This is a genomic window from Tsukamurella sp. TY48, from assembly GCF_019656655.1.
In the GTDB taxonomy this organism is placed as follows: domain Bacteria; phylum Actinomycetota; class Actinomycetes; order Mycobacteriales; family Mycobacteriaceae; genus Tsukamurella; species Tsukamurella strandjordii.
The window spans coordinates 3,171,250-3,187,353 of the sequence record NZ_BPMV01000001.1 but is presented as its reverse complement, the minus strand read 5'-3'; the positions used below and the strand labels follow the sequence as shown (position 1 = coordinate 3,187,353).

The 16,104-nt window shown below is 68.5% G+C and carries 16 protein-coding genes; 11 read left to right on the top strand and 5 right to left on the bottom strand.

All coding sequences use genetic code 11. The annotated features are described in order from the left end of the window. Nucleotides 1-73: 73 nt before the first annotated feature. Entirely contained in the window at nucleotides 74-1,234 is a 1,161-nt protein-coding gene (locus tag TTY48_RS15685; protein WP_255585773.1) for an MraY family glycosyltransferase, read from the bottom strand. Between the two features lie 326 nt (nucleotides 1,235-1,560). Here TTY48_RS15685 and TTY48_RS15680 point away from each other — a divergent pair, with 326 nt between their 5' ends. From TTY48_RS15680 to TTY48_RS15635, 10 genes are all read left to right on the top strand, one after another. Then, nucleotides 1,561-2,418 (top strand): ABC transporter permease, encoded by an 858-nt coding sequence (locus TTY48_RS15680; RefSeq protein WP_220658367.1) that lies wholly within the window; start codon nucleotides 1,561-1,563, stop codon nucleotides 2,416-2,418. Nucleotides 2,419-2,478: 60 nt separating this feature from the next. Continuing rightward, the gene (locus tag TTY48_RS15675) at nucleotides 2,479-3,342 is read left to right on the top strand and encodes an ABC transporter permease (protein WP_220658366.1); all 864 of its coding nucleotides are present in this window, start codon (nucleotides 2,479-2,481) and stop codon (nucleotides 3,340-3,342) included. A 5-nt stretch (nucleotides 3,343-3,347) separates the two neighbouring features. Next, nucleotides 3,348-4,514, top strand: coding sequence for an MlaD family protein (locus TTY48_RS15670; RefSeq protein ID WP_220658365.1), 1,167 nt, complete (start codon nucleotides 3,348-3,350; stop codon nucleotides 4,512-4,514). 7 nt (nucleotides 4,515-4,521) lie between these two features. Beyond that, on the top strand, nucleotides 4,522-5,556 hold the full coding sequence (locus TTY48_RS15665; protein WP_220658364.1) for an MlaD family protein: 1,035 nt from the start codon (nucleotides 4,522-4,524) through the stop codon (nucleotides 5,554-5,556). Next, nucleotides 5,541-6,560: an MlaD family protein gene (locus TTY48_RS15660; RefSeq protein ID WP_220658363.1), complete on the top strand. Its 1,020-nt coding sequence runs from the start codon at nucleotides 5,541-5,543 to the stop codon at nucleotides 6,558-6,560. The genes TTY48_RS15665 and TTY48_RS15660 overlap by 16 nt, the downstream gene beginning before the upstream one ends. Then, nucleotides 6,560-7,669 carry an MlaD family protein gene (locus tag TTY48_RS15655; protein ID WP_220658362.1) on the top strand — a complete coding sequence of 370 codons (1,110 nt, stop codon included), beginning with the start codon at nucleotides 6,560-6,562 and terminating at the stop codon, nucleotides 7,667-7,669. The genes TTY48_RS15660 and TTY48_RS15655 overlap by 1 nt, the downstream gene beginning before the upstream one ends. Next, nucleotides 7,669-8,724: an MlaD family protein gene (locus tag TTY48_RS15650; RefSeq protein WP_220658361.1), complete on the top strand. Its 1,056-nt coding sequence runs from the start codon at nucleotides 7,669-7,671 to the stop codon at nucleotides 8,722-8,724. Before TTY48_RS15655 ends, TTY48_RS15650 begins: the two co-directional genes overlap by 1 nt. Then, complete coding sequence (locus tag TTY48_RS15645; RefSeq protein WP_220658360.1) at nucleotides 8,721-9,683, top strand: MlaD family protein; 963 nt, start codon at nucleotides 8,721-8,723, stop codon at nucleotides 9,681-9,683. The genes TTY48_RS15650 and TTY48_RS15645 overlap by 4 nt, the downstream gene beginning before the upstream one ends. Before the next feature lie 69 nt (nucleotides 9,684-9,752). Then, on the top strand, nucleotides 9,753-10,658 hold the full coding sequence (locus tag TTY48_RS15640; protein ID WP_220658359.1) for a hypothetical protein: 906 nt from the start codon (nucleotides 9,753-9,755) through the stop codon (nucleotides 10,656-10,658). Between the two features lie 91 nt (nucleotides 10,659-10,749). Continuing rightward, complete coding sequence (locus tag TTY48_RS15635) at nucleotides 10,750-11,361, top strand: hypothetical protein (protein WP_220658358.1); 612 nt, start codon at nucleotides 10,750-10,752, stop codon at nucleotides 11,359-11,361. A gap of 1 nt (nucleotide 11,362) precedes the next feature. Here the strand turns inward: TTY48_RS15635 and TTY48_RS15630 are convergent, their stop codons facing one another. The 4 genes from TTY48_RS15630 to rpmE form a co-directional block, all read right to left on the bottom strand. Continuing rightward, nucleotides 11,363-12,013, bottom strand: coding sequence for an L-threonylcarbamoyladenylate synthase (locus TTY48_RS15630; RefSeq protein ID WP_220658357.1), 651 nt, complete (start codon nucleotides 12,011-12,013; stop codon nucleotides 11,363-11,365). Next, the gene (gene prmC, locus TTY48_RS15625) at nucleotides 12,010-12,846 is read right to left on the bottom strand and encodes a peptide chain release factor N(5)-glutamine methyltransferase (protein WP_220658356.1); all 837 of its coding nucleotides are present in this window, start codon (nucleotides 12,844-12,846) and stop codon (nucleotides 12,010-12,012) included. Before prmC ends, TTY48_RS15630 begins: the two co-directional genes overlap by 4 nt. Continuing rightward, entirely contained in the window at nucleotides 12,843-13,931 is a 1,089-nt protein-coding gene (gene prfA, locus TTY48_RS15620; RefSeq protein ID WP_220658355.1) for a peptide chain release factor 1, read from the bottom strand. Before prfA ends, prmC begins: the two co-directional genes overlap by 4 nt. Before the next feature lie 99 nt (nucleotides 13,932-14,030). Continuing rightward, nucleotides 14,031-14,261, bottom strand: a complete 231-nt coding sequence (gene rpmE, locus TTY48_RS15615) for a 50S ribosomal protein L31 (protein ID WP_220658354.1) — start codon at nucleotides 14,259-14,261, stop codon at nucleotides 14,031-14,033. Between the two features lie 206 nt (nucleotides 14,262-14,467). Here rpmE and TTY48_RS15610 point away from each other — a divergent pair, with 206 nt between their 5' ends. Further along, nucleotides 14,468-16,102, top strand: a complete 1,635-nt coding sequence (locus TTY48_RS15610; protein ID WP_255585772.1) for a serine/threonine-protein kinase — start codon at nucleotides 14,468-14,470, stop codon at nucleotides 16,100-16,102. The last annotated feature ends 2 nt before the right edge of the window (nucleotides 16,103-16,104 follow it).

Sequence of the window (16,104 nt, the reverse complement as noted above, 5' to 3'; positions counted from 1 at the left end):
GCTCCCCACACGGGGCCCGTCGCTCGATCTCACCGATCAACTACAACCGATAGTACTACATAACGGTCGTACTTTATAACCGGGTATCGACTCCGGATGAGGCGCTTGACCTCCGCGTTTCGGAATAGCGTTCGCGGAGCCTCGGCACGATTCGCGGCACCACGGTGAACACCAGCGCACTCAACAGCCCGGCCCCGAACAGTGGCGCGACGAGCGTGGGCGGCAGCAGCGTGGAGGCCGCGGCACTCAGGCCCAACACACCCACCCACAGGTAGATGACCACCACCACCCGCCGCTGGCTGTGTCCCAGCTGCAGCAGCCGGTGATGCAGATGCATCTTGTCGGCGGTGAACGGATGGACACCGGCGCGCGTGCGGCGCACCACCGCCAACAGCAGGTCGAGCATGGGCACGAACATCACCGCCACCGCGAGCAGCAGCGGCAGGAGAAGCGTGAACATATCGGTCGCGCCGTAGGCGTTGGCGGAGATCCGCCCCGTGGCCGAGGTCGAGGCCGCCGCGAGAGTGAGCCCCAGCAGCATCGAGCCCGAGTCGCCCATGAAGATGCGGGCGGGCTGGAAGTTGTGCGGCAGGAATCCCATGCACGCACCGAACAGGGCGGCGGCGATCATCGCGGGCGGATACGACGGTGCGTCGCCCCCCGAGTCGAGCATCAGGCCGAGCGAGAACACCAGGATCGAGAGCGCGGCGATCGCCGCGACGCCCGCCAGCAGACCGTCGAGCCCGTCGATGAAGTTGAGGGCGTTGATGGTGGCCACGGTGAGCAGCACCGTGAGCAGGCCGGCCTCGAGCTGGCCGAGCACCACGGTGGTGTTCGCGATGGGGTTGTAGATGACGTTCCAGGACACCCCCATCACCACGAGCACGCCGGCCGCGAAGATCTGGCCCACGAGTTTGGTGAGCGCGTCGATGCCCCAGCGGTCGTCGATGACGCCGACCAGCACGATGACGCCGCCCGCCACGACCACCGCGATCACATCGCGGGAGTAGACGAAGCCGCGGGTGAGCGCGGGCAGCTGTGCGGCCACGAAGATGCCGAGCGCCATCCCGATGTAGATGCCCACTCCCCCGAGCCGCGGCGTGGGCACCACGTGGACATCGCGGGTACGCGGCACCGCGACGGCTCCGAAGCGAGTGGCGAGGACGCGCACGAGGGACGTGGCGAAGAATGTGACAACCGCAGCAGTCAATCCCACTACCAGCAATTCCCGCATCGGGATTCCAGCGCCGCCGGTCCCGATGACCGCTCCGCCCGCCGCCTCGATGTGCACGCGTGCGAATGTACTCGCACCGCCGAGGCCGGCGGCTTCGCCGGGCCGTCGGTTTGCGATAAAAGAACATCGCCACCCCGGTTGACCTGAGAAAACAGCGTCTTCGCAGCCTAGAGCGGAATTCGCTCTACTCGTCAGTAACTTCGGCCCCCGCGAAGCAGGCCAATGCCGCACATCGCCCTGCTGACCGATATAGTGTGCTCGGTCATACACCCGAGTGCGTGTCATTCGGGTCACAATTCGGCCACTGTCGAGAGGGGACGGACGCAGTGACGGAAACCGTTGCGGGGAGTGCGGGGGCCACCAAGCGGCCTTCGTATTGGTCCATCATCAGTAAGAACTTCTCCAGCACGGTCGTCGACTCGATCCGCACCATGGGCCGCGCCGTGCGGATGCTGGTCCTGACCCTGGTCTCCATGGTCAGCGACATCGCCCGCGGACGCCTGCAGTGGAAGGAAACGCTGTACCAGACCTGGTACATGATCGGCGTCACCGCCTTCCCCGGCATCCTCATCGCGATCCCCTTCGGCATCGTCATCTCGATCCAGGTCGGCAACATCATCCACCAGCTCGGCGCCGACTCCCTGTCGGGCGCCGCGGGTGGCCTGGCCGTCATCGCACAGGGCGCGCCCATCGCGACGGGCCTGCTGCTCGCCGGCGCCGGCGCCTCGGCCATCGCCGCCGACCTCGGCGCCCGCACCATCCGCGAAGAGACCGACGCCATGCGCGTGATGGGCATCAACCCCATCAACCGCCTCGTCGTGCCGCGCCTGCTCGCCGCGTGGATCGTCTCGCCGCTGCTGAACCTCCTCATCATCGGCGTGGGCACCATCGCCGGCTACCTGGTGGCGGTCGGCGGCCAGGGCGTGACCCCCGGCGCCTACTGGCTGTCCTTCGGCTCCTTCGCCCACCCGATCGACGTGTGGATCTCGCTGGTGAAGTCCGTCATCTTCGGCACGATCATCGCGATCATCGGCTGCCAGCGCGGCCTCGAGGCCAAGGGCGGCTCGCGCGGCGTGGCCGACGGCGTGAACGCCACGGTGGTCCTGTCCTTCGTCGTCATCTTCGCGGTGAACCTGCTCATCACGCAGATCACCACGATGTTCTTCCCGATGCAGGTGGGCTGACCGATGACTGACACGACTGGGACGCAACCCATTTCATTCCGGACGCAGGTGGGCTGACCGATGGCAACGATTTACCGCCCCAGGGGCACACGCTGGTTCTACAACCTGTTCGGCAGCTCGGGTAAGGCCTGGACCGGCTTCGATTCGCTGGGCCACGTGGTCTCGTTCATCGCCGAGGTCATCCGCACGGTGCCGCACGCGATCAAGCACTACCGCTCGCAGATCATGTACATCCTCACCGATATCACTTGGGGCCGTGGCGCTCTCGTGGTCGGCGGCGGTACCGCGCCGGTGCTGGCGGTGCTCGGCATCACGGTGGGCGCGATCGTCGCCGTGCAGGGTTTCGCGATCCTCAACATGCTGGGCATGGGCCCGCTGACGGCCGTCGCGGCCAGCTTCGCCAACACCCGCGAGTTCGCTCCCCTGCTCGCCGGCGTCGGCTTCGCCGCGCAGGCCGGCTGCCGCATGACCGCCGAGATCGGCGCGATGCGCATCAACGAGGAGATCGACGCGCTCGAGTCGCTCGGCCTGCGCTCGGTGTCCTTCGTCGTGACCACCCGCGTCCTCGCGGGGCTGGTGGCCGTGATCCCCGTGTACCTGATCACGCTGATCCTGTCCTGGCTCTCCTGTGCCTGGATGGTGACCACGGTGTACGGGATGCCCACGGGCACGTACCAGCACTACTTCAGCCAGTTCGTCAGTGCCTCCGACATCTTCTTCTCCGTGATCAAGGTGGCCGTCTTCCTCGTCGCGGTGATCATCATTCACTGCTACCAGGGCTTCTTCGCCTCCGGCGGACCCGAGGGCGTGGGCACGGCATCCGGGCGCGCGATCCGCGCCAGCCTCGTCGCCGTCGTCATCCTCAACCTCGTCATGACCGTCGCGCTGTGGGGCTTCAGCTCCCCGGTCTACTTCAAGGGGTAAAAGCTATGGGAGTCGTCTCCGTTCCCGGAATGTCGATCGACCGGTCCGTACTGCGGCGCCGAGGCCTGATCGCCGCCGCCGTCATCCTGGTGATCGCGCTCATCGTGTGGATCGCCCAGGCTTTGTGGCCCAAGGACGAGTTCTCGTTCACGCTGCGCACACCGTCCGTGGCCGCCGGCATCGTCGACGGTGCGCCCGTGCGCATCCAGGGCGTGCAGGTGGGCGAGGTGACCGACGTCAAGGCCGTCTCCAACGGCCAGCAGGGCGTCACCGTCACCATGAAGTCGGCCGACGGCGAGTCGCTGACCAACAACCTCGAGGCCGCGTTCTCGGCGGGCAACCTGTTCGGCGTCTCCGAGGTCATCCTCACGCCGCGCGACGGCGGCGGCGCCCTCAAGGCGGGGTCGACGATCGCGCCCACCAAGCAGATCACCGACAACACCGTCTCGAACATGATCGTCACCATCGGCGACGTCAACAACGACGCCCTGCGGCCGAACATGAGCTCGATCCTGCTGAACTTCGACGCCTCGTCGAAGGCGATGCTCCCGCTGTTCACCGCCCTCGGCAATGTCGCGCAGGCGGTGCAGGACACCCAGCGGCTGAGCACCGCGCAGACCTTCCCGCTGGTCACGCAGACGCTGATGAGCGCGGACTCCTCGATCGGTCAGGTGCTCCCCGCGATCCGGACCCTGTTCAACTTCGCGCCGATCCACGACAAGGGCTGGGTCAACCAGGGCACGGCCACGCTCGACGCGATCACCAACAACAAGGACAGCCTCAGCGCCGCCCTGCAGAAGATCCTCGATCCGAAGGCCCTGAACGGCCTGCAGATCGCGACCCCTATGCTGGTGAACCTCATGCAGCCGCTGCTCAACGCCTTCCCGAACGGAAGCGCCACCGGCGTCGGCATCCAGATCGGCCAGTTGCTCGACAACGTGCGCAAGGCCATGCCGAACACCCCGAACGGCCCGGTCCTCAACGTGCGCCTGTCCGTCGACTTCCCCGCGATCGGTGCCGCCCTGCCGCCGGCCCCCACGTTCACCTACGTGCCGCCGACGCCGGGCGCCAAGCCCGATGCCAAGCCCGCCGATCCGAAGGCGACGCCGGCACCCGGCCGCCCCGCGGCGAAGCCGACCACGAGCACCCCGACCCCGAAGCCAGGGAGCTGACCCGAGCATGAAGTCCATAAAGTCAACGGCCATCAAGATCGTGGTCTTCGCGGCCCTGATGATCCTGATCCTGGTGCTCATCATGCAGGCGCTCACGCGTCCGCCGGCGGGTAAACTCGACACCTTCCACGCCGATTTCAAGGACGTCTCCGGCCTCAAGGTGGGTGACGATGTGCGCATGCTCGGTGTGCAGGTGGGCAAGGTGACCGATGTCGCGGTCAAGCAGTCCTCGGATCACCGCCTGTCGAACGCGGCGGTCTCGTTCACCGTGCAGCGCGACCGCAAGTTCCGCGCCGACGACATCCTCGCCATCCGGTACCAGAACCTCACCGGCTCCCGGTTCCTCGAGGTCCAGACCAACGCCAAGAGCACCGCGCCCGTGGTGCAGGCCGGTTCGACCATCGACGAGAAGCAGACGCAGTCCTCGTTCGACATCACCACGGTCTTCGTCGGCCTCAAGCCCGTGCTGTCCACGCTCAACGCCGACGACATCAACCATCTGTCGCAGTCGGTGCTCGCGGTGATCCAGGGCAACGGCGACGGCCTCGGCCCGCTGCTGGGCTCGCTGGACAAGCTGATGACGGTCACCAACGACCGCCAGCGCGTGCTCACCCAGCTGATCACGAACCTCGGCTCCATCTCGCAGACCATCGGCGGCGCCTCCCCCGGCCTGACCAAGGTGATCACCGAGCTCGAACTGTTCGCGCGCACGCTGGCGAGCAACGTGGACTCGATGCGCGAGTGGTCGGACAAGACCTCCGGCGTGGTCAGCCGCACCAACGCGCTGCTCGCCGCGCTCGGCCTCACCCCGAACGAGAACCCCCCGCTCGATGCGATCGTGAGCAACGCGATGCCGCTCGCCGAGCAGGCGGTCAATGCGCTGGCCACCCTCCCGGGCATCGTCCAGCTGCTCAACGAGGGCACCCGCCCGGAGGCCAACGGTGCCGTCTCGCTCAAGTGCACCAACGGTCAGGCGAAGCTGCCCGGCATGATGAATCTGTTCGTCGCGGGTCAGAAGGTGACGGTATGCAACGCAAAGTGAACCTCTTCAACCGGCCGATGCCGACGGCGACGCAGGAACGCCGGAACCAGTTGAACTGGGGCATCTTCGGCGCGGTCGCCACGATCATCATCCTCGCCATCGCCGGCTACCTGTTCGTCTTCCAGCCCGGCACCAAGGAGTACGCCGCCGACTTCAAGGAGGCGCAGGCCGTGCAGAGCGGCGTGGACGTCCGCGTCGCCGGCATCAGCGTCGGCAAGGTCTCCGATGTCGAGCTCCTCGACGACCGTGTGCGCGTGAAGTTCCGCGTCGACAACGACATCTTCCTCGGTGACGCCACCACCGTCTCGATGAAGATGCTCACCACCGTCGGCGGCTACTACATGGCGCTCAACCCCATGGGCACGGCCGATCTGGGCAGCAAGCCGATCCCGCCGGAGCGGGTCACCATGCCCTACAGCCTGCTCGAGACCTTCCAGGCCGCCACGCCCAAGGTCGAGAAGCTCCAGGCCACCCCGATCCGCCAGTCGATGAGCGATCTCAACGACGCGCTGGAGGAGCAGCCGGAGGCGATCCGCAACACCATCGGCACGTTCAACCGGATGCTCGACAACATCCTGCGCCAGCAGGATCAGGCCGGCGACTTCGTCAAGGTGATGGCCGAGTACTCCACCACGGTGAACAACAACGGACAGCTGCTGCTGTCGCTGATGCGGAACATGAGCATGTTCTTCGCGGCCGCCGAGGTGAACCTCGCGGGCTTCAAGAGCTACCTCACCAACACCACCCAGCTGGTGCAGCGCCTCGCTCCCCTGCTGAACGTGTACCTCAACAACGTCGATCCGCTGGCGAGCCGGTTCGACGCACTCGTGGCCAAGGCCCGGGAACTGGTCAAGCAGGCCGATCCGGCGATCAAGAACGCCAAGGAGATGCTCGCCAACCTGCAGAAGACGATCGCGCCCGACGGAACGATCCAGATGAACCAGTCGGAGCGCACCTTCCTCGCCACCAACGTCTGCATTCCGACCCCGGGGGTGTCCTGCTGATGCGTAAGTTCCTCGCTTCCCGCGGCGCGATGTCGGCGCTGGTCGTCATCGTGGCCGTCGTGGCCGTGGTGGGCGGCTTCTCGATCAAGAACCTGACCACGAAGACGCAGGCGTACTGCGCCGAGCTCGACAACTCCGTCGGCCTGTACACGGGTAACACCGTGGCCCAGTTCGGCTACCCGATCGGCAAGATCACCGACATCACGCCGAACGGCAGCACCACCCGCGTCGGCTTCGAGATCCCCGCCGACCGCAAGCTGCCCACCAACGTGGGCGTGGTCGCGGTCGCCGATTCGCTGGTGGCCCAGCGGCGCATCGAGCTGCTCGAGACCTACCAGGGCGGGCCCACGTGGCAGCCCGGCACCGGCAAGTGCATCACCAACACCAAGACCCCGCTGTCGATCACCGAATCGCTGCAGGCCGTCTCGAACGTGGTCAACGACCTCACCAAGGCCGGCGGCGACGACGAGTTCAAGAAGGCCATGGCGTCGATCCCGGCGCTGAACAAGGCCACCCAGGGCACCGGCCCGCAGGTCTCCGAGGCCACCAACAAGCTCGGTGAGCTGATGCGCAACCCCGGCCCCGGCATGGGCGATGTGGCGGCGATCCTCGACGCCTTCGCGCCCGCGTCGGACGGCCTGGTGCAGAACTGGGGCGAGATGCGCGACTTCTTCACCAAGTACGCGTTCCGGATCAAGAACGTGGGCGAGCCGCTGATGGACACCGGTATCGGCGCCTTCCCGCAGCTGGTCCCGCTGCTGAAGACCCTGTCCACCATCTTCGACAAGTACGGCGCGTTCATCGCCCCGCTGCTGGAGATCACGGTGCCCACCACCACGGTGCTCGCCGCCACCAGCAAGCAGTTCGGTGATCTGCTGAACATCCTGCCGCCGCTGATCCGGGCCTTCCAAGTGAGCGTCGATAAGAAGACGCTGGCCACCAAGATCACCTACCGGCCGCCGTCAGCTCTGGTGCCGTCCAAGAATCCCGCCCAGACCTGCAACAACCTGAACCGGTTCGCACCGGGACAGTGCACCGTCGCAGACCCGGGCCACGTCAACGTGGAGCTGATCTCCACGGTCCTGCGCGCGACGGGAGCGGCGTACTGATGCGAATCCCCACCAAGAAGAGTGCCCTGCGCGTGGCGCAGGTCGGCGTGGCCACGGTGACCGCCGGCGCCATGCTCACCGGCTGTGCCGGCACGTTCAACCCGTCGTCGATCCCCGCCCCCGGCCAGCCCGGCGGCGGCTCCGGTTACACGCTGCACCTGGACTTCTCCAACGTCCTCAACCTGCCCGACAAGGCGCGGGTGGTGTTTGACGGCGTCAACTCCGGCCGGCTGCAGAAGGTGACCCTCCAGGAGGGCAAGGCCGTCGTCGACGTCAAGATCAACGACGGTGTGCAGGTGCCGAACACGGTGACCGCCACGCTCCAGCAGGACACGATCCTCGGCGACACCTACGTGGCGCTGAAGTCGACCCCCGGCAAGCCGGGCACCGCGCTCAAGGCGGGCGACACCGTGCCGCTCGCGCAGACCAAGCCGCCCACCCAGATCGAGGACATCCTCCGCGACCTGGCGAACTTCCTCGGCAGCGGCAGCCTCATGCAGCTGCAGGACACGTTCAAGCGGATCAACGACAACCTGCCCGCGGATCCGCGGCAGCTGTCGGGCCTGATGAAGACGGTCTCGCAGACCGTCGTCGACCTGGGCGACCAGAACGACAACGTCAGCCAGGCGATCACCTCCGTGGGCAACCTCGTGAACACGGTGAACTCGAACGACGATCTGCTGGTGGCGCTGCTCAAGCCCTCGGACAACTGGCTCGGCGATTCGCTGAGCCTGACCACGGGCGCGATCCGGGTGCTCAGCCGCCTGTCGGACGCGCTCGCTCCCCTGATCTTCACCGCGCCGCTGCTGGACAGCTCGACCGCGGTGGTGGCGGGCGTGATCAAGCCGCTGATGTTCCCGGGCTGGCCGAACATGAACGGCCGGCAGGCGAATCTCGCCAACCTCGAGGATCTGCTGAAGAACAAGATCCTGCCGTTCCTCGCCAGCGGTGCGAAGGTCAACGTCAAGGAGATGGGCACCAACGGGGGCACCCCCACCGCGGAGGCCGCGCAACAGACGATCAAGAACCTTCGCATGGTGGGAGCAGTTCCGTGAAAAAGAGCACGTTCTTCAGTCTCCTCACGTTCGCGCTGGTCATGGTGCTGGGCACCGGGTACATCGCGTTCTCCGTGCTGAACTGGCGCCCGCTCACCGATTACAAGGCCGCCACGCTCAAGCTCAACGACGCCAACCAGCTCCTCAAGGGCTCGTCGGTGCTGCTGCGCGGCGTGAAGGTGGGCGATGTGCAGTCGATCGACCGCCGCGACGGCAAGGTAGAGATCAAGCTGCGCTACGACGGGAAGTACAAGATCCCGCAGGCCACCGGCCTGAAGATCGAGCAGCTCTCCGCCGTCGGCGAGCCGTACGTGGACTTCCTCCCGGATTCGCTCAACGGCCCGTACCTGAACGACGGCGCGGTGATCGACACGGCGAAGGTCAAGGAGCCGCTGCCGCTGCCCGAGACCTTCAAGCTGATCGCCGGGCTCACCGGCAGCATCAACTCCACCGACCTGGGCGGCATCACCACCACCCTCGCGCAGGCCACCAGCAACACGCAGGGACAGCTGCCGAACATCGAGGCGGCGGGCAACATCCTGGCGCAGACCATCATGGCGCGGATGCCGAACATCCGGCGGATGCTCGAGAACACGCAGAACTACCAGTCCGACATGTCCTGGCTGCCGACCTCGCTCAACGCCTTCGGCCCCGCGACCGCCACCTTCGTGACGAAGGACGTCGAGGTGCTCAAGGCGCTGGACATCCTCATGAAGGGTTCGGGCTCGCCCGACGTGCTCACCAAGTCGATCAACCCGTACCTGTTCAAGATCGCGCCCGATGTCAGCAAGCTGCTGGCCAACCTGGGCACGATCAACGAGCCGCTGGTGCCGGTGGTGCAGGCGATGACGGACGTCATGCCGCAGATCGACGTGGCCGCGCTACTCTCGCAAGCGTTGAAGACCGTCGGAAGCGACGGTGCGGCGAACCTCACGGTGGTGATTCCGCCGAAGAAGTAGGCGCCCGCCCATCCGGCAACGGGCCGCGACGCGGCCCACGAACCACGACACGATTGGCACCCAAGACAAGTGACTGAGAACGCCCCGGACGACAAGACCCCCGCCGCCGACGCACAGCTCGACGAGGCGGCCGAGCAGACCGAGGCCACCGAGGAAGCCGCTGCGCCCGCGGAGTCCGCCACCGAGACGGAGCCCGCCACCACGACGGAGCCCACCGCTGAGACGGAGCCGGCCGCCCCGGCGAAGCCCGCACCGGTGAAGAAGAAGCCCAAGCCCGCCCCCGTCGTCGAGGAGGACGACGAGGACGAGGAGGAGGCGGCCCCCGTGGTGCGCAAGCGTCCGCGTCCGGCGCCGCAACCGGCCGCCGCGGCGCCCAGCGCCAGCGCGACGACCACCACGGTGATCATCACCGTCGCAGTGATCGCGGTGATCGCAGCCGCGGCCATCTTCGGCTTCCTGTACTTCAAGACCCGCGGCGAGCTCAACGACCAGAAGGCCGCCGATGCCGATCGCGCGCACGCCGAGAAGGTCGCGGCCGACTACGCCACCGGCGCCTCCACCTTCGACTACCGCGATCTGGGTTCGTGGACCAACCGGCTGACCACCGGTGTCTCCCCGGCGCTGAAGAACAAGTACGAGGCCACCACGGGCGCCATGAACCAGCTGCTGCAGCCGCTGCAGTGGGTGTCCAAGGGCACCGTCATGGACGCGGTGGTCAGCTCCGAGTCGGGTCCGGTGTACAAGGTGAACGCGTACGTCAGCGTGGACGTGACGAATGCGCAGGCACCGTCGGGTCGCACCACGATGACGGTGTACAACATCACCCTCAACAAGGACGACAACTGGCAGATCACCGACGTCGGTGGTCCGGGCTCGCCCGGCGGCGTCGCGACCGAGGGCAACCCGGCGGCGCCCGTCCCGGCTCCGACCGAGACCGCGCCCGCTCCGGCCCCGGCGCCGACGCCCGGCAACTGAGCCGGTAGCGCCCCCAGCGCAGAGATACCGACAGGAGCCCCGAGACCACCCGGTCTCGGGGCTCCTGCGTATCCGGTGGCAGGATCACACCATGACCGCACCGCAACCCCCGTACACCGGCCCCGTGCAGCCTCCCGCCGGGCCCTACGGCACTCCTCCCCCGGCACCGGGCCGGTCGTCGACCGGTGTGATCGTCGGGTTCGTCCTCTGCGCCGTGCTCATCGTGGCGCTGCTGGCCTCGACCATCGCGCTCGCGGTGGCGTGGAGCAACGCCGACGGCCGGGCGAGCCGGGCGCAGTCGGAACTCGCGACACAGAACCGGCAGGCGGCCGACGAGGCCACGGCGCGCGATATCGCATCGAAGTACGCGGCGGGCGCGGCGACCTTCGACTACCGCGATCTCGGGGCGTGGGAGAAATCGCTGACGGCCGGGACCTCGCCGGATCTGGCGGCGAAGCTGAAGGCCAACATGGGCGTGGTGTCGCAGCGAGTGCAGCCGCTGCAGTGGGTCTCGAAGGGCGTCACGGACGGCGCCGTGGTGTCCGCGCACCGCGGTTCGGTGTTCACGGTGAACACCTACGTCACGGTCACCTCGACCTATGCGCAGGAGCCCGAGGGCCGCGCGGTGCTCAGTAAGTACGTGGTCACGATCGATCAGGCGCAGAATTGGCTGATCACCGATATCGGCGGCATCGCCAAGTAGCTCAGGCCAGGGATTCGACGCTCACGCCGAGCACCTCGGCCACCCGGGCGGTGGTCACGGCGCCCTCGCGCAGCACACGCGGCTGCGGGCCGGACAGGTCGACGATGGTCGAGGCGACGGCGTGCTCGGCCGGCCCGCCGTCGAGGTACACCTCCACCGAATCGCCCAGCTGGTCGCGGGCATCGGTCATGGTGGCGGCGGGCGGCTTACCGGAGACGTTGGCGCTGGACACGGCCATGGGGCCGACCTCGCGCAGCAGCTCGATGGCCACGGGGTGCAGCGGCATCCGCAGCATCACGGTGCCGCGGGTGTCGCCGAGGTTCCAGGCGAGGCTGGGTGCCTGCTCGACGACGAGCGAGACCGCGCCGGGCCAGAACGCGTGGGTCAGCTCGCGGGCGGCGGGGCTCACGCGGCTGACGAGCCCGTCGATGGTGTCCCAGGAGCCCACCAGCACGCCCACCGGCATGTCCGGGCCGCGGTGCTTGGCGGCGAGCAGATCGGCCACTGCGCGGTTGTCGAAGGCGTCGCAGCCGATGCCGTACAGCGTGTCGGTCGGCATCACCACGAGGTGACCGCCCTTGAGCGCGGCCCTGGCGGCGGCGATGCCGGCGGACCGGGAGTCGGGGTCGGTGCAGTCGTACGCGATGCTCACGCGTCCATCCTGCCAGTCACGTAGCGCGGCCTACCCGCGAGGTCCCGGTGCTGCTCGACCTGGCCGAATCCGGCCCGGGACAGCAGCTCGGCCGTGCCCGCACCGTTGGAATCGTCGTGCTCGATCACGACCGCTCCGCCTGCGCGCAGCAGCCGGGCGCACAGCGGGGCGAGTGCGCGGATCAGGTCCAGGCCGTCGGCGCCGGAGAACAGCGCGGCGGCCGGGTCGAGTGCTGCCTCCACATCGAGCGGGGCGCCGTCGGGCACGTAGGGCGGGTTGCACACCACCAGGTCCACGGTGCCGCCCAGCGCGGCCTCGATCTCGGCGTCCAGTCCGGGCGCGGTCACGTCCTGGTCGAGCACCGTCGCGCCGGTGCCGGAAGCGTTCTCGCGCAGGTACTCCAGGGCCTGCGGATCGCGTTCGACGAGCGCTACGCGGGCGCCGGGGACCGTCGCCGCGAGGTACAGGCCGAGGGCGCCGGACCCGGCGCACAGGTCGACGATGGCGGCGCCGCGGCCCACCTGCCGGGCGGCCCAGACGGCGAGCAGCTCGGTCTCGGGCCGGGGCACGAAGACGCCGGGACCCACGTGCAGGTCGAGCGGGCCGAAGGGCGCGCGGCCCAGGATGTGCTGGAGGGGTTCGCGCGCGGCGCGGCGCGCCACCAGCGCGTCGTAGGCGGCGGACTGCTCCGCGGTGACGTCCGCGAGGATGAGCCGGCCACGGTCAACGCCGAGGACGTGCGCGAGGAGCACCTCGGCGTCGTTGCGGGGCGACGGTACGCCGGCCTCGGCGAGGCGCGCGGTGGCGCCGACCGCGAGGACGCTGGGCCTCACTCCGCCTCGAGCCGGGCCTGCCGGTCCGCGGCCTGCAGGGCATCCAGCAGCGGGTCGAGGTCGCCGTCGAGCACCTGGTCGAGGTTGTGCGCCTTGTAGCCGATGCGGTGATCGGCGATGCGGTTCTCGGGGAAGTTGTAGGTGCGGATCCGCTCGGACCGGTCGACGGTGCGGATCTGCGCGGCCCGGGAGTCCGACGCGGCGGCCTCCGCCTCCTCCTCTTTGAGGGCCTGCAGGCGGGCGGCCAGCACCTGCATCGCGCGGGCCTTGTTCTGCAGCTGGGAGCGCTCGTTCTGGCAGGTCACGACGATGTTCGTGGGGAGGTGGGTGATGCGCACGGCGGAGTCGGTGGTGTTGACGCCCTGGCCGCCCTTGCCGGACGAGCGGTAGACGTCGATGCGCAGGTCGGATTCGTCGATCTGCACCTCTTCGACCTCGTCGGGCTCGGGATAGACGAGCACGCCGGCGGCGGAGGTGTGGATGCGGCCCTGGCTCTCGGTGGCGGGCACGCGCTGCACGCGGTGCACGCCGCCCTCGAACTTCATTCGCGCCCACACGCCGTCGATCGTGCCGTCGGCGCCGGGGCCGCGGGACTTGATCGCGAAGGTGGCGTCCTTGTAGCCGCCGAGGTCGGAGTAGGTGGCGCCCAGCGTCTCGACCTTCCAGCCGCGCTGCTCGGCGTACCGCAGGTACATGCGGGCGAGGTCACCGGCGAACAGGGCCGATTCCTCACCGCCCTCACCGGACTTCACCTCGAGCACCACGTCGTCGCTGTCGTGCGGATCGCGCGGGGCGAGCTGGTCGGTGAGTTGCTGTTCGAGGGTCTCGACCTGCTCGGTCAGGGAGGTCACCTCGTCGGCGAAGGACGAATCGTCGGCCGCCAGCTCGCGGGCGGCGGCCAGGTCCTCGCGGGCGGACTCCAGCTTGCGGTGGGTGGCCATGATGGGGGCCAGCTCGGCGAACCGCTTGCCCACGCGGCGCGCGGCGCCGGCGTCGTTGTGCAGCGCCGGGTCGGACATCTGCTGTTCGAGGCCGGAGTACTCGGCCAGGATGTCGTCGATCGCGGAGGGTGAGCCGGCGCTCATGCTGGAGTCCTTCTTCGGTGGTGAAACGGGGCCGGGGGAACAGGCCGAGAAACGCGCCGACGCCCGGCCTGCGTGGCAGGACGGGCGTCGGCGGGACGGCTACTCGGAGGCTGCGGCCTTGCTGGGACGCTTGCCGTAGCGCTTCTCGAACTTGGCGACGCGGCCGCCGGTGTCGAGGATCTTCTGCTTGCCCGTGTAGAACGGGTGGCACTGCGAGCACACCTCGACGTTGATACGACCGTCGGCCTTGGTGCTGTGGGTCTCGAACGTGTTGCCGCAACCGCACACAACGGTGGTGGCCACGTACTCGGGGTGAATCCCCTGCTTCATCTCTGCCGTCCTTTTCGTTTCTAGGCCGCCGGGTCGACCCTGGTGATCACCAGGACCGTGAACCGGAACCGATACCGACATTCCAGTATGCCAGAACGCCCCCGCTCACGAGAAATTCCCGCACCCCGGGAGCCGCCCGGAGGCGGGCCCCGGGAGGGTACGCCGCGGCAGTCGCGCGTCGGCTACCGTTCCAGTGGTTGCGCGAGGTGGGAGGCACCGTGGACGAGTCAGGCAAGGGTCGGGTCGAAACGGACCCGCCGGGCACCGTGATCGGCGGATACGTCATCGAGCACGTGCTCGGGGCCGGCGGCATGGGCGCGGTCTACGCGGCCCGCCACCCGCGGCTACCGCGGGTGGACGCGCTGAAGGTCCTGCCGTCCGCGTTCTCCTCGGATCCCACCTACCGCGCCCGGTTCGAGCGCGAGGCCGATATGGCGGCCCGCCTCGACCATCCGAACATCGTGCCGGTCTACGACCGCGGCGACGACGACGGCCGGTTGTGGATGTCGATGAAGCTCGTCCCGGGCCGGGACGCGGCGGCGCTGCTGACGCAGTATCCGCACGGCTTGCCCGTCGAGCAGGTGATCACGATCGTCGATGCGGTGGCCGCGGCGCTGGACTACGCGCACGGGATGGGCCTGCTGCACCGCGATGTGAAGCCCGGCAACATCATGATCGACACCAGCGGCACCAGCCCGCGGGTGATGCTCGGCGATTTCGGCATCGCTCGGCAGAACCAGGACCACAGCGATCTGACCTCGGTGGGCATGGTGGTGGGCACCCTCGACTACGCCTCGCCCGAGCAGCTCAGCGGCGATGCGGTCGACGGCCGCAGCGACGAGTACAGCCTGGCGTGCACGGCCGTTCAACTGCTCACCGGAGTGAAGCCGTACGGGGCGAGCAGCGGTACCGCGGTGATCCGCGATCACCTGATGACGCCCCCACCGGCACCGTCGCGGCTGCGCCCCGGCCTGTCCCCCGCGGTCGATCCGGTGATCGCCCGGGGCATGGCGAAGGCGCCGCAGCAGCGCTACCCCACGTGCCGTGATTTCTCGCAGGCGCTGCGGGCGGCCGCCGCGCAGTCCGCTCCGGCGGGCCCGGCGCTGCACGAGCAGGACGTACCCACGATGCAGGCCCCCGCCCTGTCGCGGCCGACGCCGCCTCCGTACCCGGCGGCGCAGCCCGGGTACCCGCCGCAGCAGCCGGGGTACGGCGGACCGTACAGCGGCTGGCCGCAGCAGGGCCCGGCCGGTGCACCGCCGCGCAAGCGCCGCGGCCTGCTGCTGTCCGCCATCGCGGTCGCGGTGATCGCCGCGGTGGCACTGGCGGGGATCGTGGCGTTCTCGCTCACGCGGGACGACGGGGCGTCCCCGGACCAGACGGCGGCACCGTCGGCGTCGGCATCGGCGTCGCCCAGTCTCCCCGCACCGGACGGCTCCGTGACTCTGCGCGAGGGCTTCATCGATCCGTGCCTGCTGCCCGCCTCGGTGCTCACCTCGCTGGGCCTGTCCCCGGCGGTCGACGATCCGGGCCAGCGGCAGACGAACGGCGTGAAGTTCGCGTGCCGCAGCGACGATTCCGCGGCCGCGGGTGCCTCGGTGAAGATGGCGACCTTCACCTCCTCGGGTGACTGGCCGAACGGCACGCCGGTGCAGGGCAGCGACAAGTGGCGGCGGTTCGACGTGCCCTCGGTGGAGAAGGATCAGCCGGGCTTCTGCATCACCGCCTACAAGTCGACGGCGAACGGGGTGCTGTACATCGGCCTGCAGAAGATCCCCGGTCGGGACTGTGAGCGCGGTGTGGTGATCGCCAAGGCGATCACGCCCTACCTGCCGCTGTAGCT